This is a genomic window from Amycolatopsis sp. M39, from assembly GCF_001651785.1.
GTDB lineage: Bacteria > Actinomycetota > Actinomycetes > Mycobacteriales > Pseudonocardiaceae > Amycolatopsis > Amycolatopsis rubida.
Window position 1 is genome coordinate 488,582 of the sequence record NZ_LWSF01000001.1, and the last position, 24,288, is coordinate 512,869.

At 69.4% G+C, this 24,288-nt stretch carries 21 protein-coding genes and 1 riboswitch; of the genes, 11 read left to right on the forward strand and 10 right to left on the reverse strand.

The genetic code is table 11. From position 1 onward, the window contains the following. Window positions 1–293: 293 nt before the first annotated feature. On the reverse strand, window positions 294–797 hold the full coding sequence (locus tag A4R44_RS02365) for a methylated-DNA--[protein]-cysteine S-methyltransferase (RefSeq protein WP_067575929.1): 504 nt from the start codon (window positions 795–797) through the stop codon (window positions 294–296). 13 nt (window positions 798–810) lie between these two features. Further along, window positions 811–2,220, reverse strand: coding sequence for a DNA-3-methyladenine glycosylase 2 family protein (locus tag A4R44_RS02370; protein WP_067575931.1), 1,410 nt, complete (start codon window positions 2,218–2,220; stop codon window positions 811–813). A 102-nt stretch (window positions 2,221–2,322) separates the two neighbouring features. On the opposite strand from A4R44_RS02370, the gene ychF reads away from it, so the two are divergent. Next, window positions 2,323–3,405, forward strand: a complete 1,083-nt coding sequence (ychF, locus tag A4R44_RS02375) for a redox-regulated ATPase YchF (protein WP_067575933.1) — start codon at window positions 2,323–2,325, stop codon at window positions 3,403–3,405. 607 nt (window positions 3,406–4,012) lie between these two features. Here the strand turns inward: ychF and A4R44_RS02380 are convergent. Continuing rightward, window positions 4,013–4,603, reverse strand: a complete 591-nt coding sequence (locus tag A4R44_RS02380; protein ID WP_067575935.1) for a cysteine hydrolase family protein — start codon at window positions 4,601–4,603, stop codon at window positions 4,013–4,015. A gap of 102 nt (window positions 4,604–4,705) precedes the next feature. Between A4R44_RS02380 and A4R44_RS02385 the strand changes: the two genes are divergently transcribed. Continuing rightward, the gene (locus A4R44_RS02385; RefSeq protein ID WP_067575937.1) at window positions 4,706–5,683 is read left to right on the forward strand and encodes a GlxA family transcriptional regulator; all 978 of its coding nucleotides are present in this window, start codon (window positions 4,706–4,708) and stop codon (window positions 5,681–5,683) included. 17 nt (window positions 5,684–5,700) lie between these two features. Here A4R44_RS02385 and A4R44_RS02390 read toward each other — a convergent pair whose 3' ends face one another. After that, on the reverse strand, window positions 5,701–8,985 hold the full coding sequence (locus tag A4R44_RS02390; RefSeq protein ID WP_095213194.1) for a DEAD/DEAH box helicase: 3,285 nt from the start codon (window positions 8,983–8,985) through the stop codon (window positions 5,701–5,703). A 209-nt stretch (window positions 8,986–9,194) separates the two neighbouring features. Between A4R44_RS02390 and A4R44_RS02395 the strand changes: the two genes are divergently transcribed. Next, the gene (locus A4R44_RS02395) at window positions 9,195–9,881 is read left to right on the forward strand and encodes a hypothetical protein (protein ID WP_067575939.1); all 687 of its coding nucleotides are present in this window, start codon (window positions 9,195–9,197) and stop codon (window positions 9,879–9,881) included. Window positions 9,882–10,467: 586 nt separating this feature from the next. Here the strand turns inward: A4R44_RS02395 and A4R44_RS02400 are convergent. Next, complete coding sequence (locus tag A4R44_RS02400) at window positions 10,468–10,758, reverse strand: 4a-hydroxytetrahydrobiopterin dehydratase (RefSeq protein WP_067575940.1); 291 nt, start codon at window positions 10,756–10,758, stop codon at window positions 10,468–10,470. A 24-nt stretch (window positions 10,759–10,782) separates the two neighbouring features. Beyond that, window positions 10,783–10,894: riboswitch (TPP riboswitch) on the forward strand. 31 nt (window positions 10,895–10,925) lie between these two features. Here A4R44_RS02400 and A4R44_RS02405 point away from each other — a divergent pair. Genes A4R44_RS02405 through A4R44_RS02415 form a run of 3 tightly spaced genes read left to right on the forward strand, consistent with a single transcriptional unit; the run spans window position 10,926 to window position 14,613 of the window. Further along, window positions 10,926–11,993, forward strand: coding sequence for a thiamine ABC transporter substrate binding subunit (locus tag A4R44_RS02405; protein WP_093573443.1), 1,068 nt, complete (start codon window positions 10,926–10,928; stop codon window positions 11,991–11,993). Then, entirely contained in the window at window positions 11,969–13,606 is a 1,638-nt protein-coding gene (locus A4R44_RS02410; protein ID WP_232791468.1) for an iron ABC transporter permease, read from the forward strand. Before A4R44_RS02405 ends, A4R44_RS02410 begins: the two co-directional genes overlap by 25 nt. Then, window positions 13,606–14,613 (forward strand): ABC transporter ATP-binding protein, encoded by a 1,008-nt coding sequence (locus A4R44_RS02415; RefSeq protein WP_067575944.1) that lies wholly within the window; start codon window positions 13,606–13,608, stop codon window positions 14,611–14,613. Before A4R44_RS02410 ends, A4R44_RS02415 begins: the two co-directional genes overlap by 1 nt. Window positions 14,614–14,622: 9 nt before the next feature. On the opposite strand, the gene A4R44_RS02420 is transcribed toward A4R44_RS02415, so the two are convergent. Genes A4R44_RS02420 through A4R44_RS02430 form a run of 3 tightly spaced genes read right to left on the reverse strand, consistent with a single transcriptional unit; the run spans window position 14,623 to window position 17,587 of the window. Then, window positions 14,623–15,501: an ABC transporter permease gene (locus A4R44_RS02420; protein ID WP_067575946.1), complete on the reverse strand. Its 879-nt coding sequence runs from the start codon at window positions 15,499–15,501 to the stop codon at window positions 14,623–14,625. Beyond that, window positions 15,498–16,502: an ABC transporter ATP-binding protein gene (locus A4R44_RS02425; RefSeq protein ID WP_067575948.1), complete on the reverse strand. Its 1,005-nt coding sequence runs from the start codon at window positions 16,500–16,502 to the stop codon at window positions 15,498–15,500. Before A4R44_RS02425 ends, A4R44_RS02420 begins: the two co-directional genes overlap by 4 nt. Next, complete coding sequence (locus A4R44_RS02430) at window positions 16,499–17,587, reverse strand: hypothetical protein (RefSeq protein ID WP_067575950.1); 1,089 nt, start codon at window positions 17,585–17,587, stop codon at window positions 16,499–16,501. The genes A4R44_RS02425 and A4R44_RS02430 overlap by 4 nt, the downstream gene beginning before the upstream one ends. A gap of 145 nt (window positions 17,588–17,732) precedes the next feature. Here A4R44_RS02430 and A4R44_RS02435 point away from each other — a divergent pair, with 145 nt between their 5' ends. The 3 genes from A4R44_RS02435 to A4R44_RS02445 all read left to right on the forward strand — a co-directional run bounded on the left by A4R44_RS02435 (window position 17,733) and on the right by A4R44_RS02445 (window position 20,199). Next, on the forward strand, window positions 17,733–18,443 hold the full coding sequence (locus tag A4R44_RS02435) for a response regulator transcription factor (RefSeq protein ID WP_067575952.1): 711 nt from the start codon (window positions 17,733–17,735) through the stop codon (window positions 18,441–18,443). Beyond that, window positions 18,440–19,774: a HAMP domain-containing sensor histidine kinase gene (locus tag A4R44_RS02440; protein WP_067575954.1), complete on the forward strand. Its 1,335-nt coding sequence runs from the start codon at window positions 18,440–18,442 to the stop codon at window positions 19,772–19,774. The genes A4R44_RS02435 and A4R44_RS02440 overlap by 4 nt, the downstream gene beginning before the upstream one ends. A 23-nt stretch (window positions 19,775–19,797) precedes the next feature. Continuing rightward, window positions 19,798–20,199, forward strand: a complete 402-nt coding sequence (locus tag A4R44_RS02445; RefSeq protein ID WP_067575956.1) for a (deoxy)nucleoside triphosphate pyrophosphohydrolase — start codon at window positions 19,798–19,800, stop codon at window positions 20,197–20,199. A gap of 27 nt (window positions 20,200–20,226) precedes the next feature. On the opposite strand, the gene trpS is transcribed toward A4R44_RS02445, so the two are convergent. Next, the gene (trpS, locus tag A4R44_RS02450; protein ID WP_067575958.1) at window positions 20,227–21,192 is read right to left on the reverse strand and encodes a tryptophan--tRNA ligase; all 966 of its coding nucleotides are present in this window, start codon (window positions 21,190–21,192) and stop codon (window positions 20,227–20,229) included. A 176-nt stretch (window positions 21,193–21,368) separates the two neighbouring features. Here trpS and A4R44_RS02455 point away from each other — a divergent pair, with 176 nt between their 5' ends. After that, window positions 21,369–21,671, forward strand: a complete 303-nt coding sequence (locus A4R44_RS02455; RefSeq protein ID WP_067575960.1) for a YciI family protein — start codon at window positions 21,369–21,371, stop codon at window positions 21,669–21,671. A 244-nt stretch (window positions 21,672–21,915) separates the two neighbouring features. On the opposite strand, the gene A4R44_RS48765 is transcribed toward A4R44_RS02455, so the two are convergent. Continuing rightward, window positions 21,916–22,074 (reverse strand): hypothetical protein, encoded by a 159-nt coding sequence (locus tag A4R44_RS48765; RefSeq protein WP_167545277.1) that lies wholly within the window; start codon window positions 22,072–22,074, stop codon window positions 21,916–21,918. Window positions 22,075–22,296: 222 nt separating this feature from the next. Between A4R44_RS48765 and typA the strand changes: the two genes are divergently transcribed. Further along, window positions 22,297–24,228: a translational GTPase TypA gene (gene typA, locus A4R44_RS02460; RefSeq protein WP_067575962.1), complete on the forward strand. Its 1,932-nt coding sequence runs from the start codon at window positions 22,297–22,299 to the stop codon at window positions 24,226–24,228. Window positions 24,229–24,288: the final 60 nt, after the last annotated feature.

Genomic DNA, 24,288 nt, shown 5'->3' on the forward strand with positions numbered 1-24,288 from the left:
AGCAAGACTCGCCACGTCGGCCTGGCCGCCCCAACCACGCTCGCCGCGTCGGCCCAGCCCAGCCGACCCGGCCCGGCCCGGCCCGACCCGACCCGAGCCAGCCTGCCGACCCGGCCCAGCCCAGCCGACCCAGGCCGCCGACCCGAGCCAGCCAAGCCGCCCCAACCACGCTCGCCGCGTCGGCCCAGCCCAGCCGACCCGAGCCAGCCTGCCGACCCGAGCCAGCCAAGCCAACTTGAGCCAGCCAAGCCAACTTGAGCCAGCCAAGCCAACCCCCGACCCGTAGCGGATCGTCAGGCGGACTCTTCGTGGTGCAGGAGCCACCGCTTGGCGTTGACGCCCCAGCGGAAGTTGCCGATCGCTCCGCCAGTCCGCACCACCCGGTGGCACGGCACGAACAGAGCCGCAGCGTTGCGGGCGCAGGCAGTTGCTGCGGCGCGGACTGCCGACGGGTTGCCGGAGAGGGCGGCGTACTCCGCGTAGCTCACCGGGCTGCCTGCTGGGATTTTGCGCAGCATCTCCCAGGCGTGCTCGCGGAACGGGCCCGAGCGTTGGCGTACCTCGATGTCGGCGACGGCGTCGAGGTCGCCGCCGTGGTAGCGGCGGATTGCGGTCGTCACGGGGCCCAGGTCGCGGCGTTCGGTCAGAGCCGCCGGGGCCAGGGACGGCGAGATGAGGGGTGTCAGCTCGGCGACGTCGGCGGTCCAGCCGGAGGCCAGTACGGCGCCGTCGCCGGTCACTACTGCGGTGAACGGGCCGATGCGTGTGTCCAAAGTGGACCAGAAGGCGGTGGGCACGGGAAAAGTCTCCTCAAGCGGTTCGGGAACTGAGATACCGGCTGGCGTACGAACTCCACGGCTGCCAGCCGCGCGCGGACGTCGCCAGGTCGATGCCCAGCTCGGCCGCGCCTCGGCGGACGGCTGGGTCGGCGGTCAACAGGACGTCGGGGGCACCGAGCAGGCGCATCACGACGTAGTCGGCGGTGGCGGGGTCGACGCCGACCGCGAGCATTTCGGTGCGGAGCTCGTCCGCGTCGCGGCCTACGTGCGGGTCCAGTGCACCGCCGACGATTGCGGCGGCGACTTTCTTGACCAGGGGTTTTACCTCTGCCTCGGCGATGGCGGACGGGGTCGGGAAAAGGGTTGTCAGGGTGTCCATGGGCGGGTCGGCGGGTGGGACAGGCTCGCCGAGTTCGACAACGTCGGCCACGTCCTCGCCGAGCAGGGTGCGGAGCAGGACTTCCGGGCCGTCGACAGCGCCTGGCACGCGGATGCCGGGGACGGCGGCGACCAGTGGGGCCAGCGCATCGTCGGCGGAGAGCACACGCGAGACGGCTTCCGGGTCGGCGTCCAGGTCCAACAAGCGTCGTACGCGGCTGACGGCGCTGCTCAGGTCGCGTAGGTCCGAGAGAGCCAGGTCGCATTGTACGTAACCGGCGCGCGGGCTGACCCACGCTGACGCCGGGCCGTGCGGCAGGCGCAAGGTGCGGCCGTAGCCGTCGTCGGAGACGGCTTCGATGCCTGGCAACGCCCGCGAGGCGTGGTAGTTCAGCACGCTCGCGGCGTCGAACGGGGCACGGAACGGCAGGCGAAGGCTGAGCCGCGTCGCGCCGCTGGGTTCGTTGCGGTTTCCGCGGCGAAGCGAAGCTGCTCGGAGCTGCGACGGGGTCGTCGCGAACACCTCGCGGATGGTCTCGTTGAACTGCCGGATGCTGGAGAACCCGGCTGCGAATGCGACATCGGTGAGCGGCAGCTGCGACATCTCGATCAGCAAGCGCGCCGAGTGGGCGCGGTGTGCTCGGGCGAGGCGGATCGGGCCTGCGCCCAGTTCGGCTGTCAAAACGCGTCCGAGCTGGCGTTCCGAGTAGCCGAGTTGACGGGCCAAGCCGGGCACGCCTTCGCGCTCGACCAGGCCGTCCGAGATCAGTCGCATCGCGCGGGCGGCCAGGTCGGCGCGCACGTTCCAGTCCGGCGAACCGGGGACCGCGTCCGGCAGGCAGCGGCGGCAAGCGCGGAAACCGCCGGCCTGCGCGGCTGCCGACGTGGGGTAGAACCGGACGTTCTGCGCCTTCGGCGTGAGCGCCGGACAGGACGGGCGGCAGTAGATGCCCGTGGTGCGCACCGCCATGATGAACTGGCCATCGAACCGCTGGTCGCGGGCGGTCACCGCGCGGTAGCAGCGCTCGGTGTCGCGCCAGATGGGGATGGTCGAGGTAGCCATGTGGTCGATGATGCCAGCAGGTGAGAGCTCTGACTGGCGGAAAACCGACACGACGTTACCGGGTCGGCGACGGTCCGCGCGCAGCACGTAGACTTACCGGCCGTGAGTCTCACCCTCGGTATCGTCGGCTTGCCCAACGTCGGCAAGTCCACCCTGTTCAACGCGCTGACGCGCAACGACGTGCTCGCCGCGAACTACCCGTTCGCCACGATCGAGCCCAACGTCGGCGTCGTGCCGCTGCCGGACCCGCGGCTGGACCGGCTGGCCGGGATCTTCTCGTCGGAGAAGACCGTGCCCGCCGTGGTGTCCTTTGTGGACATCGCGGGCATCGTGAAGGGCGCGTCCGAGGGCGCGGGGCTCGGCAACAAGTTCCTCGCGAACATCCGCGAGGCCAACGCGATCTGCCAGGTCATCCGCGTGTTCGACGACCCGGACGTCGTGCACGTCGACGGCCGGATCGACCCGATGTCCGACATCGAGACCATCAACACCGAGCTGATCCTCGCCGACCTGCAGACGCTGGAGAAGGCGCTGCCGCGGCTGGAGAAAGAGGCGCGCACCAAGAAGGAAGCGCGTCCGGCGCTCGAAAACGCCCAGAAGGCCAAGGAAATCCTCGACTCCGGGCGCACACTGTTCCAGGCGCAGAAGGACATCGACGGCGAGGCGCTGCGCGAGCTGAGCTTGCTCACCACGAAACCGTTCCTGTACGTCTTCAACGCCGACGAGGCCGTGCTGACCGACGAGGCGCGCCGCGAGGAGCTGGCGAAGCTCGTCGCGCCGGCGGACGCGGTGTTCCTGGACGCGAAGGTCGAAGCCGAGCTGCTGGAGCTGGACGACGAGGAGTCCGTTCGCGAGCTGCTGGAGTCCGTCGGCCAGCTGGAACCGGGCCTGCACGCGCTGGCCCGTGCCGGTTTCCACACGCTCGGCCTGCAGACGTACCTCACGGCCGGTCCGAAGGAATCCCGCGCCTGGACGATCTCACAGGGCGCGACCGCCCCGCAGGCCGCCGGCGTCATCCACACGGACTTCGAGCGCGGCTTCATCAAGGCGGAGGTTGTGTCCTTCGAGGACCTGGTCGAGGCGGGTTCGATGGCGGCCGCGCGCTCGGCGGGCAAGGTCCGCATGGAGGGCAAGGACTACGTGATGGCGGACGGCGACGTCGTGGAGTTCCGCTTCAACGTCTGATCGGGTTCGCGGCTGAACGGCTTCCCCGGTCGTCAGTCTTCGACTGATTGCCGGGGCTCTTCACCTCCTCCCTTGCCGGATAGCGCGGGGGAGGTCGTCCGGGTGGCGCGCCGCCCGTTGCGATCGAGGCGCATCCGCTTCTCGCGACGCATCGCTACCTGCTGACCGTCCCCGCAACTCCATGGTCCCGGGCTACGAGGTTTCCGTGGTGCTGCACAACGGATTCGACATCGACGATGTGGACGCTAGTACACGCACCCTCACCGCGCGGTGAGCGAGCCGACCTCGGGTGGCCTGAGCTTCGCTCGGCGGCGCGCTCCGAGATGCCTGACGCGGAAGACGCGATCGCCCTTGTCCAGTTCGGGTCGAACCGGTGCTGATTCGAAACGAGCCGAGCTACGCCGATGCCGTACGAGCCGACGGGCATCAGTTTCTCTTTCGGGTCAACGAAGAGGGCTGGCCGGTCGAGGAGTATCTCTGGGGCTAAGGGCCGGTCTACTTCTATGGCACTCCGGAAGCAGACGGGACCGTGCGTGAGGTCGTCGCGGGGTTCATCGAGTTCTGAAGAACCCGCCTCGGCAGAACAGGCCTGCCGAGGCCAGGGGGTTCAGTTCAGCTCGGCAACGCTCGGCACGACCACGCCGTAAAGATCCCCGATGGTCGCCAGCGCGCTGTTGTGCAGCTGATCCGCGCTGACTTCCCCGGCCGGAGTCGGCAGCGGACGGGTGGCGCAGGCGTCGGCGACGACGGTCGGGTGGTTGCCGCGCAGGAAGGCGCCCTCGGTGGTGAACGTGACGCACATGTTGGTCATGAACCCGGCGATCACCACGTTCTTGTGCCCGGCCGCGTCGACCTGTGCGCCCAGGTCCGTGTCGACGAACGAGTTCGGCGCGCCCTTGACGACGACCGGTTCGCCCTCGATCGGGGCGACGTCCGGGTGGATGCTGCCGATCTCGGCCCGGATGTCGTACGGCGTGCCTTCGCCACCGTCGTTGACGACGTGGACCACTTTCGCCCCGGCGGCGCGGGCCTTGGCGAGCAGGTCTTTCGCCGCGGTCAACGCCGGACGCCAGCCTTCCAGCTCCATCACGCCGCGGGTGTAGGTGTTCTGGTAGTCGACCAGGATCAGCGTCGCGTCGGCCAGCGTTGCCGGGGTCTGGTCGAGACCGTTCAGCTCTCGCAGCGTTTTCCTTGCCATGGTGGGGGTTTCCTCTCGTTTCTGTTCCGCTCGACCGACGCTAGACTCGGCTCCGGATGTCGGCAATGACATGCAAAGCGCAGAAACCGACATGGGGTGCGAATGACGAGACTGGTGGTCGTGGTCCTGTTCGACCGGATCGACCTGCTCGACGTGACCGGTCCCGCTGAGGTGTTTTCCTTGCTGCAGCGGGAACTGGACCGTCCGACGGGCTACGAGGTAGTGCTCGCGGCTGAGACGCTGGACCCGGTGACGACCTCGGCCGGGGTGCGCGTCTTGCCGGACGTGACGTTCGCTGAGCTGGCGAGAAAGGCGATCGACACCCTGATCGTCCCCGGTGCGGTGACGACAGGGGAAAGCGGGGAGATCGTCGCCCAGTGCGACCCAGCGGTGGTCGAGGAGGTGCGCCGCCTGGCTGGGCGGGCGCGCCGGGTGGCGTCCGTCTGCGTCGGCGCGCACATCCTGGCGGCGGCGGGGCTGCTTGACGGCAAACGCGCCACTACGCACTGGTCGACGGCCCGGCAGCTGGCCGCGGAGCATCCCGAGGTGACCGTCGACGCGGACCCGATCTTCATCCGCGACGGGTCCGTGTGGACGGGGGCTGGGCTGAGTGCCTGCCTCGATCTCGCGCTGGCGCTGGTAGCCGACGATTTCGGTCCGGAATCAGCCTCGCGAGTGGCTCGTCAACTGGTGATGTTCCTGCGGCGGCCCGGCGGGCAGAGCCAGTTCAGCGTGTCGCTGGAGCCCGCGTCCGCGACCCGGCGGGTCGACGAACTGCGGCAGTACATCGCGGCTCATCTGGCGGATCCGCTGACGGTGTCCGATCTCGCCGCGCACGCGCATGTGACGGACCGGCAGATCACGCGCGTGTTCAAGGCGGAGTTGGGGATGACCCCTGCCGCCTACGTCGAGCACGCGCGGGTCGAAGCCGCGCGGCATCGGCTGGAGACGACTGACGAGACGTTGTCGCGGATCGCCGGGGCTTGCGGATTCGGGACTGTTTCTACGTTGAACCGCTCATTTCGGCGGACGCTGACCACGACGCCGCATGAATACCGCGAGCGGTTCCGGATCGGTTAACGAGGTGGCCGGACTGGTCATCGCACCGGTTCCGCCACCGCTAGTTGCGCCGCCAGCACCGTGAAGTGCGGAAGGTCCTTCCACCGTTCCCGGTTGCCGATGACGTAGAAGCGCCGTTTCGCCCGGGACACCGCGACGTTCAGCAGGTTCGGCTTCTCCGCGGCCCACTGCCGAGCCCCCGACCGGTTCGGCGCACTGCCCAGTAGCAGCACCACAACGTCGGATTCCTGGCCTTGCACGGTGTGCACGGTGCCGATGTTGCGCGCCGGGAAGGCGTCGGCGAAGGCGTCGGCGACGCAGGTCTTGACACCCCGCACGACGTCGGTGAAGGGACTGACGACGCGGATGTCCTGGGGCGCGGTGCCGTGGCCGGTGAGAGTGTTGAGCAGCGCGATCAACGCCGTTCCTTCCGCCGGGATCCAATGGTCCTTCGCCTGATCGGAACGGACGTCGAGCCATTCGTTTCGCCCGGGGAATTCCGGGCGCTCGGGAGTGCCGTAGATCATCAGGTCGCCGCCGTAGGCGACGGTGTTGGAGATGTGGAACATCGGATAGTCGCAGCGCCGGTGGACTCGAAGCGGCGCGCCGACCCACACCTTCTCGTCACCGGCCGGTGCCGGGACCCAGGTGCCGTACCGGGCGTGGCAGTCGGCGACCTGCTGGGCGGAAAGGGCCGCTGGACTCCACTGTTCAGCGACTCCGTGATACCGGCGGAGCGCGTGTTGCGCGGGCACCGGCAGTGTGACGATCGGTTCGAGCTGGAGTGGGTCTCCGACCAGCACCGCGCGGCGGCAGCGCCAGATTCCGCCTGCCACCTGCTGTGGCGTGGCCTGTCCGGCCTCGTCCACGAAAAGCCAGCCGAGCGACTCGCTGCCGAGATCCGAGAACAGCCGGGGCAGCGACGCGAAAGTGGTGGACACGACTGGCACGGCGAGGAACAACGTTTGCCAGGCGGCGAGCGCGGTCCGCGGCCCGACCTTCGCTTTGCCCTGGATGAGCTGGACGACGGCGGCGAGATTGACGTCGGTCTGTTCCGCGGTCGAGCAGAGGAAGGCTTTGTGGAGGGCGAGCGCGCGAAGGAACAGCCGAGTGCGGGCCGCGATGAACTCGGGATCCGCCCAGGGCGCGCACAGCTGAAGTTGCTCGTCTCCGGCGATCGCGGGTCCGAACGGGACGACGCCCGGCCAGCGGGCACATGCCGCGTCCACTTGCCCCCGGACTCGCGCTAGCGCCTGCTCGGCGGCAGCGTGCTCGGCCGCCAGCCGAGCGTGGTTCTGCTGCGCTTGCCGGAGTTCATCCGCCAGTCGCGCCGCGGCACCCGCGTGCTGCTGGTAGGTCTGGTCGGTCGCGATCCGGGCTTTGATGGCTTCGCGATAGGCCGTCCGCCATTCCCGTGACGCGCGGAAGAAAGTGAGCACAGAGGTCCAGAAACTTGGCCGGCAATCCAGCCAGCCGCGAATCCGCTGATCGGCTTCGTTCAGCGATTGCGCTGACCTCGCGCGGAGTTCCTCGGTTTGCCGCGCGGCCTCGCCGAGCTGACCGCAGTAGGTGTGCGATTGCCGGAGGCGTTCGGTCGTCCACGCGACGGCCTGGGTGCACCGGGCGTGCTCGCCGAGGCTGGCGGCCGCGGCTTGGCGGGCGGTGGTCAGATCGCGGACTGCTGCGTCCGCTTCGGCGAAGGCTTTGACCGCGCCTTCCCAGCCGTCGAACTGCTCTGGTGCCGAGCGGACTTCCTTGAGCTGACCTTTCATCCCGAGGACTTCGCCCGCGGCGCTCGCTTCGGCTTTCGACTTGGTGTGCGCGCTCCACCAGAACTTGTTCGCGAAATCCCTGCGGTGCTCCATCTTCCCGAGCATCGCCGCGACCAGGCCCCAGGCCGGCTTCCCCAGTACGTGGCTGCCCAGTTCGGTGAAGTAGTCAGCGGCGACAGCCTCTTCCTCGACTCCCTTCACCGCGCTCAGCGCCGGCATCTCCTGGGTGATGTTGGCTGCCGCGTCGTTGCTTGCAGTCGCGACGACGATTTCGAACCCGGTCAGCTCAGGCCGGAGCGCGCGAACCGGACTTGAGTAAGGGCGAACAGATTCCCGTGGTTCGGTGTAGGCGTCCGACGGAGTTCCGAGCCGGCTGAGCAACCTCGCCCGCTTGACTACGATCCCCGCGAGCACGTCCCGCAGCATCGTGGTCTTACCGGTGCCGGGCGGTCCGTTCACCGCGAACAGACCCGCATCAGGTCCGGCCATGATCCAGTCGACCGCGAATTGCTGTCCGGTGACGAGAGGGTATGCCGAAGGCCAGCGCCCGCCGGGGATGGCGGCCGGTTCGACACCGGCGAGCAGCGCACCGGGCTGCTCGCGGAGATCGACGCGGTCGGACCCGGCTGCGGAAGGCTCCTCGCTGAGGAAGGCGCGCAGCGCTTCGCCCCGGTGGCCGGCCCGGACCTCCTTCCCGAGGAGCCCGAGGTCCCCGGCGATCGAGCTGTTGAGGAAATCCTGATCGTCCGCCCTGCCCGCGTTCCGGCGGGAAATCTGGAAGCACTTCACTCGGATCCCGGTCGCGTGCAGGCTGTCCTTCAGCCCGAGGGCCGTGACCAGTTCCCGGGTGAACGCATGCAACGTCCTCGAAGTCAGTTCCACTCGCGGCTCGCGGTCTTGCTCGGTTTCGTCCGCGGCTTTCTTCGCGCCGGGCGGGGTCAGGAGCCGTTCGGCGAAGGCTCCGGCTGTCGCTCCGGCGATCCCGCCGACGACCGGCCCGACGACGGGGCCCGCAAGCGATGTCGCACCGGCCGCTACCGCGGTCTTCACCGCGGAGCCGGTCGCCTTCGCCCCGGCAGCAGCCGCTTCGTGGGCGGCTTCCTTGACCTGGCCGGCTACTGCGGCGGCCAGCTTGCCACCCGGTTTCTTCTTCGGCGAAAGCCGGTTGAGCTGTTCGGCAAAGGAACCGCTTTCGTCGTCGAAACCGTCCAGCCACTTCGGATCACGCGGTCCTGGAGACTTCAGTCTGCTGATTGCCCAGGCGCACGCGGATAATACCGGGGAATCCTCAATGAGGGTTCCCTCGGAGTCCACTGTGAAGGCGTACACCGCCGTGGTTCCGTCTTTTCGTCGTTCCTCCGGGGTGTCTTCCTTGCCGAATTGCGCGCTGAGCTCAGCGTGGACCGACGAGACGTCGTACAACGCGCCGTACACGACGAATTGCCAGGTCTTGTCGTGCGGCAACCGGGCCTGGGACAGCGGATGTCCTGCCTCCCACGGGGCTGGCTGGCCCGGCTCGACGTCGCATACGAGGTACTCGGTCTTCGCCATGGAACGAGGCGACGTCAAGTCTGGAATATTCTGCGGACCGAACATTTCCACCGTGCGCCAGAACTGCAGCAGGTGCGCAGCGCGCACATTTTCCTGCACCGGAATGGCTCCCCTCCACTGAGTGCAGCGGGACCATACTCCATGATCCGATTTCGGATCCAGGCGGTGCGTACCGCTACGATCGTCCCTCATTCAGCGAGGGGGTTTGAATGGCGAAAGAACAGTCGTCCCCGATGACACCGCCCTGGACCTATCGCGACGACGTGCTGAGCTATACCTGCTACCTGGCGGGCTTGATGGCGGACAACGCCGACCTCGGCCACGTCGAGGAAGTGCTCGCGCCGTTTCCCGGCCGGAACGTGGCCGGCGAACGATTCTGGGCTACCGGGCAGGTTGTGGTTTCGGACTTCCGTGCGGTCGGAGACGGGAGCTGGAGCGTCTCGACGCCGTTCGTGGCCGGGACGGGCGCACTGGGGGTCGGGCTCGTGGCCGGTTCGCTGGTGGGCGGGGCGATCGCGCGGTCCCGGGCACGGCAGGCGGCGGCCGCGGCCGCGGTTCCGCGCTGGGTGCCGATCGAGCAAGGCGGGCTATACCTGAGCGTGCACGGCTTCCACCTCTACACGCCGCGCGTGCTTTCGTGGCGCTGGGGGGCGATCACTGGCGCGGCGATGGTCGCTCCCGCGGTCGTGCACGTGACGGGGAACAGCAAGGACGGCCCGGTGTCCTGGCTGATCCAGTCGGAGTGGGCCGAACTGCTCTTCGTGACCTGGGCGAACGCCGAACATCCCCGGCATCCGCAGCTCGTCACCGGACAGTGGCTGCCGCCTGGCTGGGTCGAGCACGCGAGGTGGCATCGGAGAGTCCCGGCCTTGCCGCCCGGGGACGCGGTGACCTGACCCGCGCGAGGCAATTTCGGCGAAACGTCCCACTCGTGCCGATCGCTGGCCGATCAGGGCGTTCCCGAGACCGTCAGCGACAACTCGCCGCGGCGAGGTGCGAGGCGTCAGGTCCCGGTGAACCCTGCGGGCCGGCCAGGATGTGGGTGATCGGTCGTGCTCGGGCTCATCGGGATCGCCATGTGCTGGCTCATCCGGATGTTTCCGCTGCCGTGACGCTCAGCCGAGCAGGCCGAGCACGATCATCGACAGGAGGACGACAGCGGTCGAGAAAGCCGCGACCCACGTGCGCTGTGCGGCGGTGAGCTGGGCGGTTGTGCTGTTCATGGCGAGTCCTAGCGGGGCGAGTGCCGACGGTTCCGCTGGGATAGCGCCTTGATCTAGCTCACTGTTACCTCTTGTGATCAAGGTCACGTCGATTACGCGCGGTGTGCCACAGCACCCCGCCCGCGGCGGCCACCATCAGGCCGAACGAACCCATTCCCACCACGAGTGCCTGAACCATGAGGCCTCCTTTCTTCGCGTCTGTCCGGAAGACGCGCGAAGGGGCCGCTTGTGTTGCCAGGGTTGCCGACATCACACCTGGTCAGCGGGCCGCGAGGACCTCGTCGATCTGGCGGGCCAGTGCGAAATCGCGTTCGGTCAGGCCGCCGAGGTAGTGGGTGCTGAGGCGGAAGGTCAGGGTGCGCCAGCGGATGTCGATGTCGGGATGGTGGTCGGCTTCTTCGGCGAGTTCGGCCACCCGGTCCACCACCTCGATCGCCGCCGGAAAGGACAGGAGTTCGACCGTCCGCGCGATGCTGTCGTCCTCGCGCCGCCATTCCGGAACGCTGCCGAGGGCCTGCTCCACTGCCGAGTCGTTCAATAGCTGCGTCATCACTCCATGGTGTCGGCTACGCTGCGGCATTGCCACGGGAGTCCGGTACGCCGGACTGAGAGGCGGGCCGTCAACCCGCGACCGTTCGCACCTGGATCCGGATCATGCCGGCGTAGGGAGGCCGTATCGCTCTCCCTCGTCCGGCGCAGTGCAGGAGGGGAAGAATGATGTCGCGGACCGTCCGCACAGTGGCAGGCCTCGCCGGAGTCTCGATGCTCGCCAGCGCCTGCTCGCTGTCCAGCGGCGACTCGGGCGGGTCGTCCGCGAGCCAGGACCAGCAGACGCCGACCGTCACGCTGGTCACGCACGATTCGTTCGCCGCCCCGCAGGACGTGCTCGACGCCTTCCAGCGCCAGTCCGGGATCAAGCTCAAGATCCTCAAGTCCGGCGACGCCGGCGCGCTCACCAACAAGCTCGTGCTCACCAAGGGCAGTCCGATCGGCGACGTCGCGTACGGCGTCGACAACACTTTCGCCTCGCGCGCGCTCAGCGAGGGCGTCTTCCAGCCCTACACGAGCCCGGAGGCCGACCGCGGCCCGCAGCGCTACTCCGTCGACCCGCAGCACCGGCTGGCGGCGGTCGACCTCGGCGACGTCTGCGTGAACATCGATCCGGCGTACTTCGCGAGCAAGGGCCTCCCGGAGCCGAAGAGCTACGACGACCTCGCCGACCCCAAGTACAAGGACCTGACCGTCGCGGAGAGCCCGGCCACTGCGTCGCCGGGGCTGGCTTTCCTGCTCGGCACGGTCGCGAAGTACGGCGAGAACGGCTGGCAGGGCTACTGGCGGAAGCTGAAGGACAACGGCCTCAAGACCGTCAGCGGCTGGGAGGAGGCCTACACCAAGGACTTCTCCGGCTCGTCGGGCAAGGGCTCGCGGCCGATCGTCGTGTCCTACGCGTCGTCGCCGGCCGCCGAACTCGGCGAGGACGGCAAGCCGCGTACCAAGGCGCTGCTCGACACGTGCTTCCGCCAGGTCGAGTACGCGGGCGTGCTCACCAACGGCAAGCAGATCCCGCAGGCACAGAAGGTCGTCGACTTCCTGTTGTCGCAGCAGTTCCAGACGACGGTCGCGGCGAACATGTACGTCTACCCGGCGCGCCAGGGCGTCGAACTGCCCGCAGGCTGGGCCACCGCGGCTCCGCTGCCGCAGACGCCGGCGACCCTGCCCGCGGACAAGGTGCAGGCCGGCCGGGAGAAGTGGATCGGGGAATGGCGCTCGCTCATGGGCGCGTGATCCCCGCGCGCACTCTCGGGCTCACGCTGCTCGGCTTGCTGCCGGTCGCGTTCCTGGTGGTGTTCTTCGCCTGGCCGGTCGTCGCGATCGTCGGCCGGGGGTTTTCCGCGGGCGGCGTCGACACCGTGCTCGGCGACCCGCAGACGTGGCGGCTCGCCGGGTTCACGCTGGCCAGCGCGGCCGCGTCGACCGCGGTCGCGGTGCTCGCCGGGCTGCCGGTGGCGTACCTGCTGGCGCGAGTCCGGCTGCCCGGGGTCGGACTCGCGCGCACGATCGTGCTGGTCCCGTTCGTGCTGCCGACGGTCGTCGTCGGACTGGCTTTCCGGGCGATCTGGCCGGACGGGGGCGTACTGCCGCTCATCCTGGCCAACGCCTTCTTCAACGTCGCCGTCGTCGCGCGCACGGTCGCCGGACTGTGGGCGCACCTCGATCCGCGAGCGACCGAGGCAGCGCGGGCGCTCGGGGCCTCGCCGTGGCGAGCGTTCCGATCGGTGACTCTGCCCGCGCTCGGCCCGGCTGTCGCGTCCGCCGCCGCAGTGGTGTTTCTGTTCTGCGCCACCAGTTTCGGCGTGGTGCTGATTCTCGGCGGCGGGAGTTATCGGACGCTGGAGACCGAGATCTACCTCCGGACGGTCGACCTGCTGGACCTCTCCGGCGCGGCCGCGTTGTCGCTGATCCAGTTCGCCGCCGTGGTCGCCGCGCTGGTGCTCGGGGCGGTGGCGCGCCGGAAGCGGGAGAACGCGGTGAAGCTGCGGTCCGCGCAGGTCACCGCACGTCGGCCGCGCGGCGGGGAGTGGTGGACAGTCGGCGCGGCGGTCGTGGTGCTCGGTCTGCTGCTGACGCCGATCGTCTCGCTGCTCGTCGAGTCGGTATCGAGTTCGGACGGATGGAGCCTCGCCGGATACCGGGCGCTGAACACTGTCGGGCAGAACGACGCGCTGCAGGTGTCCGGCTGGATCGCAGCGCAGAATTCGCTCGCCGCGGCCACTGACGCGACGCTGCTGGCGATGGCTGTCGGACTGGTCGCCAGCGTCGTGCTGGTGGCGCTTCGCCGTTCGCCCGGCGGGCTGGCACGCGGGATGGGCGAGACCATGGACGTCGCGTTGATGCTCCCGTTGGGCGTGTCCGCGGTGACCGTCGGCTTCGGTTATCTGGTGACGCTCGACGCGTTGCCCGGCGACCTGCGCACGTCGCCGCTGCTCGTGCCGTTCGCCCAAGCGCTGGTGATCATGCCGCTGGTCGTGCGGATGATCCTGCCGGTGCTGCGCGCGGTCGACGTCCGGCTGCGCCAGGCCGCCGCGACGCTCGGCGCGAGCCCGGCGCGGGTGTGGCGGGAGATCGACTTTCCGCTGGTCGCGCGGTCGGTGGTGGCCGCGGCGGGCTTCGGGTACGTCGTCGCGCTCGGCGAGTTCGGCGCGACCAGCTTCCTCGCCCGGCCGGACGCGCCGACGCTCCCGGTGGCCGTCGCGACGCTGATCGGCAGGCCGGGGGAGCTGAACAACCAGATGGCGTACGCCTCGTGCGCCCTGCTCATGGTGGTGACTGTGGTGGCGGTGGCGCTGATCGACCGGTTCGGCTCGGTCCGCGGCCGCAGCACGGTCGGGGAGTTCTGATGGCCTTAACGGTACGGGATCTGACTGTCCACTATGGATCATTCGCCGCGGTCCGCGACGCGAAGCTGGACATCGCCGACGGCGAGGTGCTCGCGTTGCTCGGCCCGTCCGGTTCGGGCAAGTCGACGTTGCTGCGGGCGATCACCGGACTGGAGCCGGTGTCGTCCGGTTCGGTGTCGTGGGACGGTACTGATCTCGCCGCGGTGCCGGTGCACAAGCGCGAGTTCGGTCTGGTGTTCCAGGACGGACAGCTGTTTCCGCACCGCGATGTCGCGGCGAACATCGCGTTCGGCCTGCGGATGCACGGCGTGCCTCGCGAGCGGCACGCGGCACGCGTCGAGGAGCTGCTGAAGCTGGTCGGGCTGGAAGGCTACGAACGGCGACGGGTGACCGAGCTGTCCGGCGGGCAGGCGCAGCGGGTCGCGTTGGCTCGCGCGCTGGCGCCGGAACCGCGCTTGCTGCTGCTGGACGAGCCGCTGTCCGGATTGGACGCCGGCCTGCGCGAGCAGTTGGCGATCGACCTGGCGGATCTGTTGCGGCGCAGCAAAATCACCGCGCTGCTGGTGACGCACGATCAGGAGGAAGCGTTCACCCTCGCCGATCGCGTGGCCGTGCTCGACGCCGGGGAAATCCGGCAGGAGGGCGCGGTCCGGTCGGTGTGGAACAAGCCGGTCGACGACGAAGTGGCGCGATTCCTTGGGGTCACTACGTTCCTGGACGGCACCGCGACCGAAGGGGTGGTGCGGACCAAGCTGGGCACCGTCGAGCTGCAAGGGCTCGACGACGGCCCGGTAAGGCTCGGACTGCGCCCGCATGGCTTGAAAGTGTCCGCCGAAGGCGTGCCCGGCGAAGTGACCGCCGCGGTGCACCGGCGGGAGCACCTGCGGCTGGTCGTCCGGTGCGGCGAGTCCACTGTGGACGCGATCGCTCCGGCGGGGGCGGACTTCCGGGCGGGCGATCCCGTCCGGCTCCAGCCGGATCCGGACGGGATCGCCGTGGTGGGCTGAACCCCCAGGTCAGCCGTCCCGGGTGGCGAGACGCGCGTACGCGAGCGAAAGTCCCACCACGATGTAGCAGACCGCGCGGATCGCGCCGTCGCCGAACCTGGTCAGCATCATCGGATCCTGGAGGACGGCGGCCGGGGCCAGCGTCCAGTCCTGCGTGAGCAGGAACGGATGCAGCCACTTCAGCGAGGTCAGGAAGCCGAGGATGGTGAAGACGATGTTCATCGCCAGCACCGAGGCGACCACGAGCATCGGGTGCTCGGTCCAGCTCGACACCGCCAGCGCGACCGCGCCGACCGCCCACAGCTGCAACACGATCCAGCCGCCGACGAGCAGGATCCGCAGCAGCGCCTCGCCGAGCGACAACGTGGTGCCCGAGAGTGTGAACAGCGAATCCGTGCCGTTGATGATCAACCCGGTGGCCACGCCGGTCACGCACATCGCGAGCACCGCGACCACGGACACCGTCGCCACGCCGAACGCCTTGACCGTCAGCAGCCGTCCCCGGCTCACCGGCGCGATGAGCCAGCCGCGCAGCGTGCCGTGCGCGGCCTCGCCGGCGATCGCGTCCGCACCGGCCATCGCGGAGGCGAGCGGCAGCAGCAGCGTGAGCGTCATGACCATCGCGGCGATCGGCAGCACGAACGCGTTGTTCACCGCGGACGCCAGCAGCGCCCCGCCGCTGTCGTCCGGCGCGTCGCTCCCGGAGTTCTGGCCGACCAGGGTGAGGCCGATCCCGACCACGATCGGCACCAGCGCCAGCAGCCCCAGCACGGCGAGCGTGCGCGGCCTGCGGAAGATCCAGCGCAGCTCCGCGGCGAACAGCCGGAACAACGGCACCGTGTCGTGCCCGGTCCGGCTCACCGGCACCGAAACAGCCATGGCGGTCATGCGTCCCCCTCGGATTCGTCGCCGGCCGCCGATTCCCCTTCGGTCAGCCGCGCGAACAGGTCCTCCAGCCCGGTCCGCGCCCGGGTCGCCTCGTGCACCTCGACCCCCGCTTGCACGAGGACCTGCAGCACTCGCGGCGCGGGCGTGGCGGTGAGGTCGGCGCGGACGCCGTCCGGGGTCAGCCGCGCCCCGATCCGGTTCTCCCGCAACGTTTCCACCGCGTGCTCGGCGTCCGGGGTGCGCACCAGCAGCGCGGCGTTTCCCGACTCCAGCAGGTCGGACAGCTCGCCTTGCGCGACCACCGTGCCGGACTGCAACACCGCCACGTGCGTACAGGTCGCTTCGACCTCAGCGAGCAGGTGCGACGAAACCACCACAGTCACGCCGTCCGCGTGCAGTTCGGCGATGATCCGGCGGATCTCCCTGGTACCCGCCGGATCCAGCCCGTTGGTGGGTTCGTCGAGCACGACCATCCGGCGCGGCACCAGCAGCGCGCTCGCCAAGCCGAGCCGCTGTTTCATGCCGAGCGAATAGCCCTTGTACCGGCGGCGCGCGGCGACCGACAGCCCGACCCGGTCCAGCGCGGCATCGACCGCGCCGGGGATCGCGGGCGACGCCAGCCGCGGTTCGGCCGCGGCGAACCGCAGCAGGTTGTCGCGTCCGGAAAGGAAAGGGTGGAAGCCCGGCCCCTCGACCAGCGCGCCGACGTCCGGCAGCGCGTGCGCGGATTCCTCCGGCATCTTCCGGCCGAGCAGTTCGACCTCGCCCGCGGTCGGGCGGACGAGCCCGAGCAGCATCCGGATCGTGGTCGTCTTGCCCGAACCGTTGGGCCCGAGCATGCCGAGAACGGCGCCTTCGGGCACGTCCAGGTCCACGTGGTCCACCGCGACCGTGCTGCGGTAGACCTTGCGCACCCCTCGGGTGCGCGCGGCCAGCGGGACCGCCGGGGCGGGCGCCTCCTCGGAGATGCCCGCCCCGGTTTCGACCGCGGTGCTGGTCACTTGGCGCCCAGCGCTTCGTAGAGGACCTGCTCCGGGACCGCGCCGGCGGCGAACCGGCCGTCGTCGGTCAGCACCGCGCCGCCCACCTTCGTGGTGAAGAGGTAGCCGCTGCCCCACGGGCCGTTGACCCGCTTGGCGAACCGGCTCAGCATCTTCTGCACGTCCGCGCCGCCCTTTTCGTCGCCCTGTGCCTGCTTCGGCTTCATCAGGTCCGCGGGCACCTTGCCGGTGACGACGGTGTCCCAGCCGTCGCCGACGAGCTTGGTGGCCTGCTTGGCCTCGTTCGCGAGCGCCTTGTCGCGGTCGTCGATCTTGGCCTGCTTCTCGGTCACCTTCGCGCCCTTGGACGGGGAGAAGGCGAACAGGTCGGCCGACTGGCCGGCGAACTCGATCTTGCTGAACGCCAGCTCCAGCGCCGGGGCGGTGGTTCCGTTGCTCAGCACCGAAAGCCGCAGCGGCATCCGGGTCTGCGAGTCGACCGCGACGCGGATCTCGCGCAGCAGCGTGCGCTCGGTCGGCTTCGGCGTGAGGACCAGCTCGTACGCCGGCCGGTCGGCGACCGTGGCCGTGCCGTCGACCGCGACGTTGCTGCTCTCGCGCACCTTGGCGAGCAGTTCCTTGGCCGCCGTGGACGGGTCGGCGGTCTTGCCCTCGACCGGTGCGTGCTTGGTCGCGACGTCCGCCGGGACCGTCGTCTTGGTCGCGCTGTTGGTCTTGGAGTCGTAGTCCCACACGGTGTTGCCGTTGTGGATGATCGTCTCCTGCGCCTGCCCCTTGGTGAGCGACACCTTCGTCTTGCCCGCGCCGTCGCTGAACACCTGCGCCGAGTCGATGCCCAGCGCGCTCGCCCCCGGGACCGCGCCGGTCGCCATCTTCGGCAGGCCGAGGTCATTGCTCACCGTGACCGTGCCGTCGAACGGCGCCGGCTTGGCGGTGACCACCGACTGGACCAGTTCCTCCGCGCTGACCTGAGGCAGCTTCGGCGCGTCCCCCGCCGAGGCAGGCATTGCCACCACGACCAGTCCGCCCACGCCGAGCGCGGTGCCGACGACGGCCGCGGTGATGGCCTTCTTCTTCGGATCCATCTCGTCTCTCCCTGTGTTCCCGGGCTCTGGTGGGCCCGGCTCCCGGTGCAGACGTTCCCCCGCCGAGGCTGAGATACCCCTGAATGTTCGGCCCGTTCAGCTGAGATGGCACTGAGAGTACGCGCGTCAACTGCACAAACCGGCCATGATGAGGATCGTGAAACCTCGGGTGCTGGTGGTCGACGACGAACCTGGTGTGCGCAAGGCGCTGCAGCGCGGCCTGCGCGCGGAGGACATGGACGTGGTCACCGCCGCGGACGGGCCGACCGGGCTGCAGCTCGCGCGCACCGGCTCGTTCGACGTTGTGCTGCTGGACATCATGCTGCCCGGCCTGTCCGGCTATCGCGTGCTGGAACGGCTGCGCGCGGAGAACGTGACCACGCCGGTGCTGCTGGTGTCGGCGAAGGACGGCGAGATCGACCAGGCAGACGGCCTCGACCTCGGCGCGGACGGTTACCTCGTGAAGCCGTTCTCGTTCGTCGTGCTGGTCGCGCAGGTGCGGGCGGTGCTGCGCCGTGCCGGGCCGGACGCCTCGCGCGGAGCGCTGAAACTCGGTGCGCTGGAGGTCGACCGGGCGCTGCGGCAGGTGCACTGGGACGGCCGGGAAGTGCCGTTGAGCCCGCGCGAATTCGGCTTGCTGGAGGTACTCGTCGGGCGCGCGGGGACGGTCGTGACGAAGGACGAGCTGCTGCGCGCGGTGTGGGGCGAGGAGCAGGCCGTCACGCGGAATCTCGTCGAGGTGTATGTGGGTTACGTGCGGCGCAAGCTCGACGCGGTCGGCGCGGGCTCGATCCTGCGGACGGTGCGCGGGCACGGCTATCTCGCCTCCGACGACCAGCTCGACGAGGTCATGTGACCGGCTCGCCGTCGTCGTGGTGGAGCCGCCGTTCGCTGCAGGTCCGGATCACCGTGCTGGCCGCGGCGATCACCCTCGGCTGCCTGCTGGGCCTCGCCGCGCTGGCGGCGAACAAGCTCGACCCGCTGCTCACTGATTCGGTCGACAAGGAGCTGTCCGCCGCGCTCGTCCCGGCGGCCGGCGCGGTTTCCGCCGGGACTTCGCTCACCTCGGCGGACCCGGTTTTGGTGCGGGTGCTGGACATCGCCGGGAATCCGGCGGACGGCCAGGCGCGGCCGAAGCTGACCGGCCACGAGATCTCGCAGCTCAAGGCGGGCGTGCCGGTGCAGTCGGACGGATCCCGCTGGCGCGGCCAGGTGGTCAGCACGCCGAATGGCAGCCAGCGGCTGGTCGTCGCCGGGGCCGGGCTGGTCGGCTTCGCCGCCGCGGTGCATTACGGCGGGCTGTGGCTGGTCGTGGTCGCGCTGGTCGGCGCGCTGGTGGCAGGCCTGGCGACCTGGCTGGTCGTCCGGCTCGCGCTGCGGCCGGTGGCGCGGATGCGCGGGCTGGTGCGCGCGCTGCCGCCGGGTTCCCGGCTGCCGCTGCCGACGTCGCACGACGAAATGCGCGCGCTGGCCGAGGAATTCAACGCGCTGCTCGAACGCCAGGAAGAGGTNGAAGAGGTCAGCCAGCGGCTGCGCAGGTTCACCGGCGACGCGGCGCACGAGCTGCGGTCACCGGTCGCGTCGATCCGGGTGCAGGCCGAGGTGGCCGTGACGAATCCCGATCCGGAACTGTCGCAGGAGACGCTCTCGGACATCCTCGAAGAGTCCGAACGACTGTCCGGCCTGCTCGACGGCCTGCTCGCGCTCGCTCGTTCCGACGCTGGCGAGGTGCCGCCCGCGGAACCGGTCGAGGTGGTGTCCGAGGTCCGCGCGGCGGTGCGCCGGCTGCCGTCCGGAGCACCGGACACACGCGTGAGCAGCGGAGTGGCGCAGGCCTGGGCGTCGGCGGCGCACCAGGAGGTCGAGCTGGTGCTGGACAACCTGCTGCGCAACGCCTGCCGGTACGCGTCCGGGCAGATCGTGGTGTCCGTGCTGGCCTCGCGCTCGAAGGTGCGGGTCGTGGTGGACGACGACGGTCCCGGCATCGCGCCCGAGCACCGGAGCAAGGTGTTCGACCGGTTCTACCGGGTGTCCGACGACCGGGCGCGCTCGTCCGGCGGAACCGGGCTGGGCCTGGCGATGGTCGCCGAAACAGTCCGCCGCCGAGGCGGTCAGGTGCGGGTAGGCGAGTCGCCCGACGGCGGCGCGCGGTTCGAGGTCACCTGGCGGGCGGGCGCGGACCGGTGAATCCGGTGGGGGAGACTGAGCGCATGGACGCGGTCATCGTCGGGGCGGCACTGGTGCGCGACGGCAAGCTTCTTGCCCAGCAACGGGCTTGGCCGCCGCATCACGCAGGCCAGTGGGAACTGCCGGGCGGGCGCGTCGAGGAGGGCGAGACCGAGGCCTTCGCGCTGGCCAGGGAATGCCATGAGGAACTGGACGTGGTGGTCACCGTCGGCGACCGGGTCGGCCCGGAAATCCCGCTGCCGGGCGGAAAAGTCCTGCGCGTGTATGCGGCCGCGCTGCTGTCTCCCGGCGACGAGCCGCGCGCGGTCGAGCACACCGCGCTGCGCTGGGTGGGGTGCGACGAACTGGACGAGCTGGACTGGCTTCCGGCGGACCGGGATCTGCTGCCGGCGCTGCATGGTCTCGTGAGTGCTGAGCACGGTTAGAACCGTGCTCAGCGCTCACGAGCCCCCTCACGCAGCCCCCGCCATCCGCAAGGCCGCCGACACCCGGTGCGCACTGCGATCGATCGCCCGTTCCGCTCCCGCCTTGCGAACCCGTTCCAGCTCAGCGACGTCGTCCAGCAACGCGCGCGTGCCCTCCCGGACCGGACGCAACTCCTCGATCACCGCATCCGCGACAGCGTCCTTGAGCACGCCGTACGACGGGTACTTCTCGGCCAGCTCCGGCGGCTCACCGCCCACGCAAGCAGCCAGGATCTCCAGCAAATTCGAGATCCCCGGCCGATTCTCCGGGTCGTAAACCGGTATCGAATCACCGTCCGTGCGCGCCTTGCGAATCTTGCGCCGAACCTGATCCGGCTCGTCCAGCACGAACACGACGCCCGCGGAATCCTGTGCGGACTTGGACATCTTCCGCGTCGGCTCAGCCAGGTCCTTCACCCGCGCCCCAGCAGGCGGCAACGTCGCCTCCGGAACGACGAACACCTCGCCGTACGTGGAGTTGAACCGCCGGGCAAGCGTGCGAGCCAACTCGACATGCTGCCGCTGATCCTCGCCGACCGGCACTTCATCCGCCCCTTGCAACAAGATGTCGGCCGCCATCAACACCGGATAGGTCAGCAAACTGAGCCGTACCCCGGCCTGCCCCTTGGATTTCTCCTTGAACTGGATCATCCGCGCCGCCTCGCCGTACGAGCAGGTGCACTCCAAAACCCACGTCAGCGCACCCAGCTCCCGGGCAAGATCGGACTGCACGAACACCCGCTCCGGCGCGATCCCGGCGGCCACCAGCACGGCAAGCTGCTCCGTCGCCAAGGACCGCAACTTCGCCGGATTGTGCGCGGTCGTCATCGCATGCAGGTCGGACACGAAATACAGATCGTCCGGCCCGCCTTCAGCAGCCCAGCGCCGCAACGCGCCGAGGTGGTTGCCGAGCTGAACGTGCCCAGACGGAGTGATACCGGACAGCTGGACCATGGGTCTTCCTCTCCCTTGGATGTCGGGACCCCGGGAGCAGGCACAAAAAAAGCCGCCCACCGGGGCGGCCTTCGCTGATTTTTCAGCGCAGAGCTTCAGGGCCGCCAACCGGCGGCCACCACTGAGTGCTCTGAAAACGCATGCGACGAGCCTAGCACCGGACTACGGTTCGAACCATGTTCGTCGTCGTGCTCACGTACATCGTTCCGCTGGCGGAAATCGACCGCGCCCTCCCCGCTCACAACGAGTGGCTCACGAAGCAGTACGAAGACGGCCACTTCCTGGCCTCCGGCGGCCAACGCCCCCGCACCGGCGGCGTGGTGATCACCCGCCCCATGGAGCGCGCGCAGCTGGACGCGATCCTGGCCACCGACCCGTTCGCGATCGGCCAGCTGGCCACCTACGAAATCATCCACTTCCAGCCCACCAGGACAGCCCCCGAACTGAACCTGGTGAACGAACTCCTGGACAACAACTAGCGAATTCCGTGCGGGCCACCCTCACGGCCAGCAACGGGTCCGAGCGGGGTCCCTCGGCGGTCCGCTGGCCCCGCTCGCGAAACCGCAGCCGGTGCACCCAGTGAACGGTGCATCCATACCGCCCCCGCACCCCGATACGAAGCCGAAATGCGGTCCTCGGACCGTCAGCACAATCAAGCTTCGGGGTGCCCCGCGACCCCGGGCGCAATGTCGCCGCCAGGCGACGAGCCGCCGAACAAGACCGTCAAGCAGCCTTAGCCACCTGCTTCTTGGCCTTCTTCAACGCCAAAACCGGACACTTCTTGCACCGATCCTCCGACCGGCAGCACTTCTTCTTGACCTTCCCGGCCTTCATCAGCTTCCGCACCACAGCCCGAGGATCGTCCGCGTGCTTCTTCCCCACCGCGCACTCCTCAAACCGGCCGCCGAAAACACCTGAAACGTTAGGTGAGCCTAACCGATGATAGGGCGTGGCGCTCCTCACACCAACCCAACAGGTATCCTGATTGAAGTCCGCGTGTGGCCAAAGCCGGTCAGCGAGAGCCGGTCTCAGTGCCCGGAGCCCGTGATCTCTTCTTCGCCGCGCGGCGCCACCCGCCTTTCTTTCGAGTTCAGGAGTCTTCGCGTGCCCGCAGCCAGCGCCACCGCGGTCGAAACCGGCCGCGCGTCCGGCAAGACCCGGCCCGACCTGCGCAACGTCGCGATCGTCGCCCACGTCGACCACGGCAAGACCACCCTGGTCGACGCCATGCTCCGCCAGTCCGGCGCCTTCGCCGAACGCGCCGAGCTGGTCGACCGCGTGATGGACTCCGGCGAGCTGGAGCGGGAAAAGGGCATCACCATTCTCGCGAAGAACACCTCCATCCACCGCCAGACCCCCGAGGGCACGGTCACCATCAACGTGATCGACACCCCGGGCCACGCCGACTTCGGCGGCGAGGTCGAGCGCGGCCTCTCCATGGTCGACGGCGTCGTGCTGCTGGTCGACGCGAGCGAGGGCCCGCTGCCGCAGACCCGCTTCGTGCTGCGCAAGACGCTTGAGGCGAAGCTGCCGGTGATCCTGCTGGTCAACAAGGTCGACCGGCCGGACGCGCGGATCTCCGAGGTCGTCGAGGAGACCCACGATCTGCTGCTCGACCTGGCCGGCGACATCGAGGACGCCGATCTCGACGCGATCCTCGACCTCCCGGTGGTCTACGCCTCGGCGCGCGCGGGCAAGGCATCGCTGACCCAGCCGGAGGACGGCGGCCTCCCGGACAGCGAGAACCTCGACCCGCTGTTCGAGACCCTGCTCCAGCACGTCCCGGCCCCGGCCGCGGACCTGGACGCCCCGCTGCAGGCGCTGGTCACCAACCTCGACGCGTCGAACTTCCTCGGCCGCATCGCGCTGATCCGCATCCACGCCGGCAAGCTGCGCAAGGGCCAGACCGTGGCCTGGATGCGCGAGGACGGCACCGTGCAGAACGTCCGGATCTCGGAGCTGCTGGTCACCGAGGCGCTCACCCGCGTTCCGGCGTCCGAAGCCAGTGCGGGCGAACTGGTCGCGATCGCGGGTATCCCGGAGATCACCATCGGCGACACGCTCGCCGACGCGGAGAACCCGGTCGCGCTGCCCCGGATCACCGTGGACGAGCCCGCCATCTCGATGACCATCGGCGTCAACACCTCGCCGCTGGCCGGGCGCAACGGCGGCGACAAGGTCACTGCCCGGCTGGTCAAGGCCCGTCTCGACCAGGAGCTGATCGGCAACGTCTCGATCCGCGTGCTGCCGACCGAGCGCCCGGACACCTGGGAGGTGCAGGGCCGCGGCGAGCTGGCGCTGGCCATCCTGGTCGAGCAGATGCGCCGCGAGGGCTTCGAGCTGACCGTCGGCAAGCCGCAGGTGGTGCTGCGCACGATCGACGGCAAGCTGCACGAGCCGTTCGAGCGGCTGTACATCGACTCGCCCGAGGAGCACCTCGGCGCGATCACGCAGCTGCTCGCGTCCCGCAAGGGCCGCATGGAGGACATGAGCGGCAACGGCACCGGCCGGATCAAGCTGGTCTACGTGCTGCCCTCGCGCGGCCTCATCGGCTTCCGCACCGACTTCCTCACCGAAACCCGCGGCACCGGCATCGCGAACCACGTGTTCGAGGGCTACTTCCCGTGGGCTGGCGAGATCCGCACCCGGCACAGCGGTTCCTTGGTCGCCGACCGTTCGGGCCCGATCACCGCGTACGCGATGATCCAGCTCGCCGACCGCGGCACGTTCTTCGTCGAGCCCGGCGCGGAGGTGTACGAGGGCATGGTCGTGGGCGAGAACCCGCGGTTCGAGGACCTCGACATCAACATCACCAAGGAAAAGAAGCTGACCAACATGCGGCAGTCCTCGGCCGACGTGATGGAGACGCTGGCCCGCCCGCGCAAGCTCAGCCTCGAAGAGGCGCTGGAGTTCTGCGCGAGCGACGAATGCGTCGAGGTCGCGCCGGAGGTCGTGCGGGTCCGCAAGGTCACGCTCGACATCAACACCCGCGCCAAGGAGCGCTCGCGGGCCAAGAGCCGCGACAACAACAGCTGAACCTCTCGCAGGTGAAAAGGGCGCCTCCCGTTCCCGGGAGGCGCCCTTTCGCGTGAACCG

Coding starts and splice junctions, on each gene's coding strand:
- A4R44_RS02370 (WP_067575931.1), bottom strand. CDS start 2,220: ATGGCTACCTCGACCATCCCCATCTGGCGCGACACCGAGCGCTGCTAC.
- A4R44_RS02380 (WP_067575935.1), bottom strand. CDS start 4,603: ATGGCAAGGAAAACGCTGCGAGAGCTGAACGGTCTCGACCAGACCCCG.
- A4R44_RS02385 (WP_067575937.1), top strand. CDS start 4,706: ATGACGAGACTGGTGGTCGTGGTCCTGTTCGACCGGATCGACCTGCTC.
- A4R44_RS02390 (WP_095213194.1), bottom strand. CDS start 8,985: ATGGCGAAGACCGAGTACCTCGTATGCGACGTCGAGCCGGGCCAGCCA.
- A4R44_RS02395 (WP_067575939.1), top strand. CDS start 9,195: ATGGCGAAAGAACAGTCGTCCCCGATGACACCGCCCTGGACCTATCGC.
- A4R44_RS02400 (WP_067575940.1), bottom strand. CDS start 10,758: ATGACGCAGCTATTGAACGACTCGGCAGTGGAGCAGGCCCTCGGCAGC.
- A4R44_RS02405 (WP_093573443.1), top strand. CDS start 10,926: ATGTCGCGGACCGTCCGCACAGTGGCAGGCCTCGCCGGAGTCTCGATG.
- A4R44_RS02410 (WP_232791468.1), top strand. CDS start 11,969: ATGGCGCTCGCTCATGGGCGCGTGATCCCCGCGCGCACTCTCGGGCTC.
- A4R44_RS02415 (WP_067575944.1), top strand. CDS start 13,606: ATGGCCTTAACGGTACGGGATCTGACTGTCCACTATGGATCATTCGCC.
- A4R44_RS02420 (WP_067575946.1), bottom strand. CDS start 15,501: ATGACCGCCATGGCTGTTTCGGTGCCGGTGAGCCGGACCGGGCACGAC.
- A4R44_RS02430 (WP_067575950.1), bottom strand. CDS start 17,587: ATGGATCCGAAGAAGAAGGCCATCACCGCGGCCGTCGTCGGCACCGCG.
- A4R44_RS02435 (WP_067575952.1), top strand. CDS start 17,733: ATGATGAGGATCGTGAAACCTCGGGTGCTGGTGGTCGACGACGAACCT.
- A4R44_RS02445 (WP_067575956.1), top strand. CDS start 19,798: ATGGACGCGGTCATCGTCGGGGCGGCACTGGTGCGCGACGGCAAGCTT.
- trpS (WP_067575958.1), bottom strand. CDS start 21,192: ATGGTCCAGCTGTCCGGTATCACTCCGTCTGGGCACGTTCAGCTCGGC.
- A4R44_RS02455 (WP_067575960.1), top strand. CDS start 21,369: ATGTTCGTCGTCGTGCTCACGTACATCGTTCCGCTGGCGGAAATCGAC.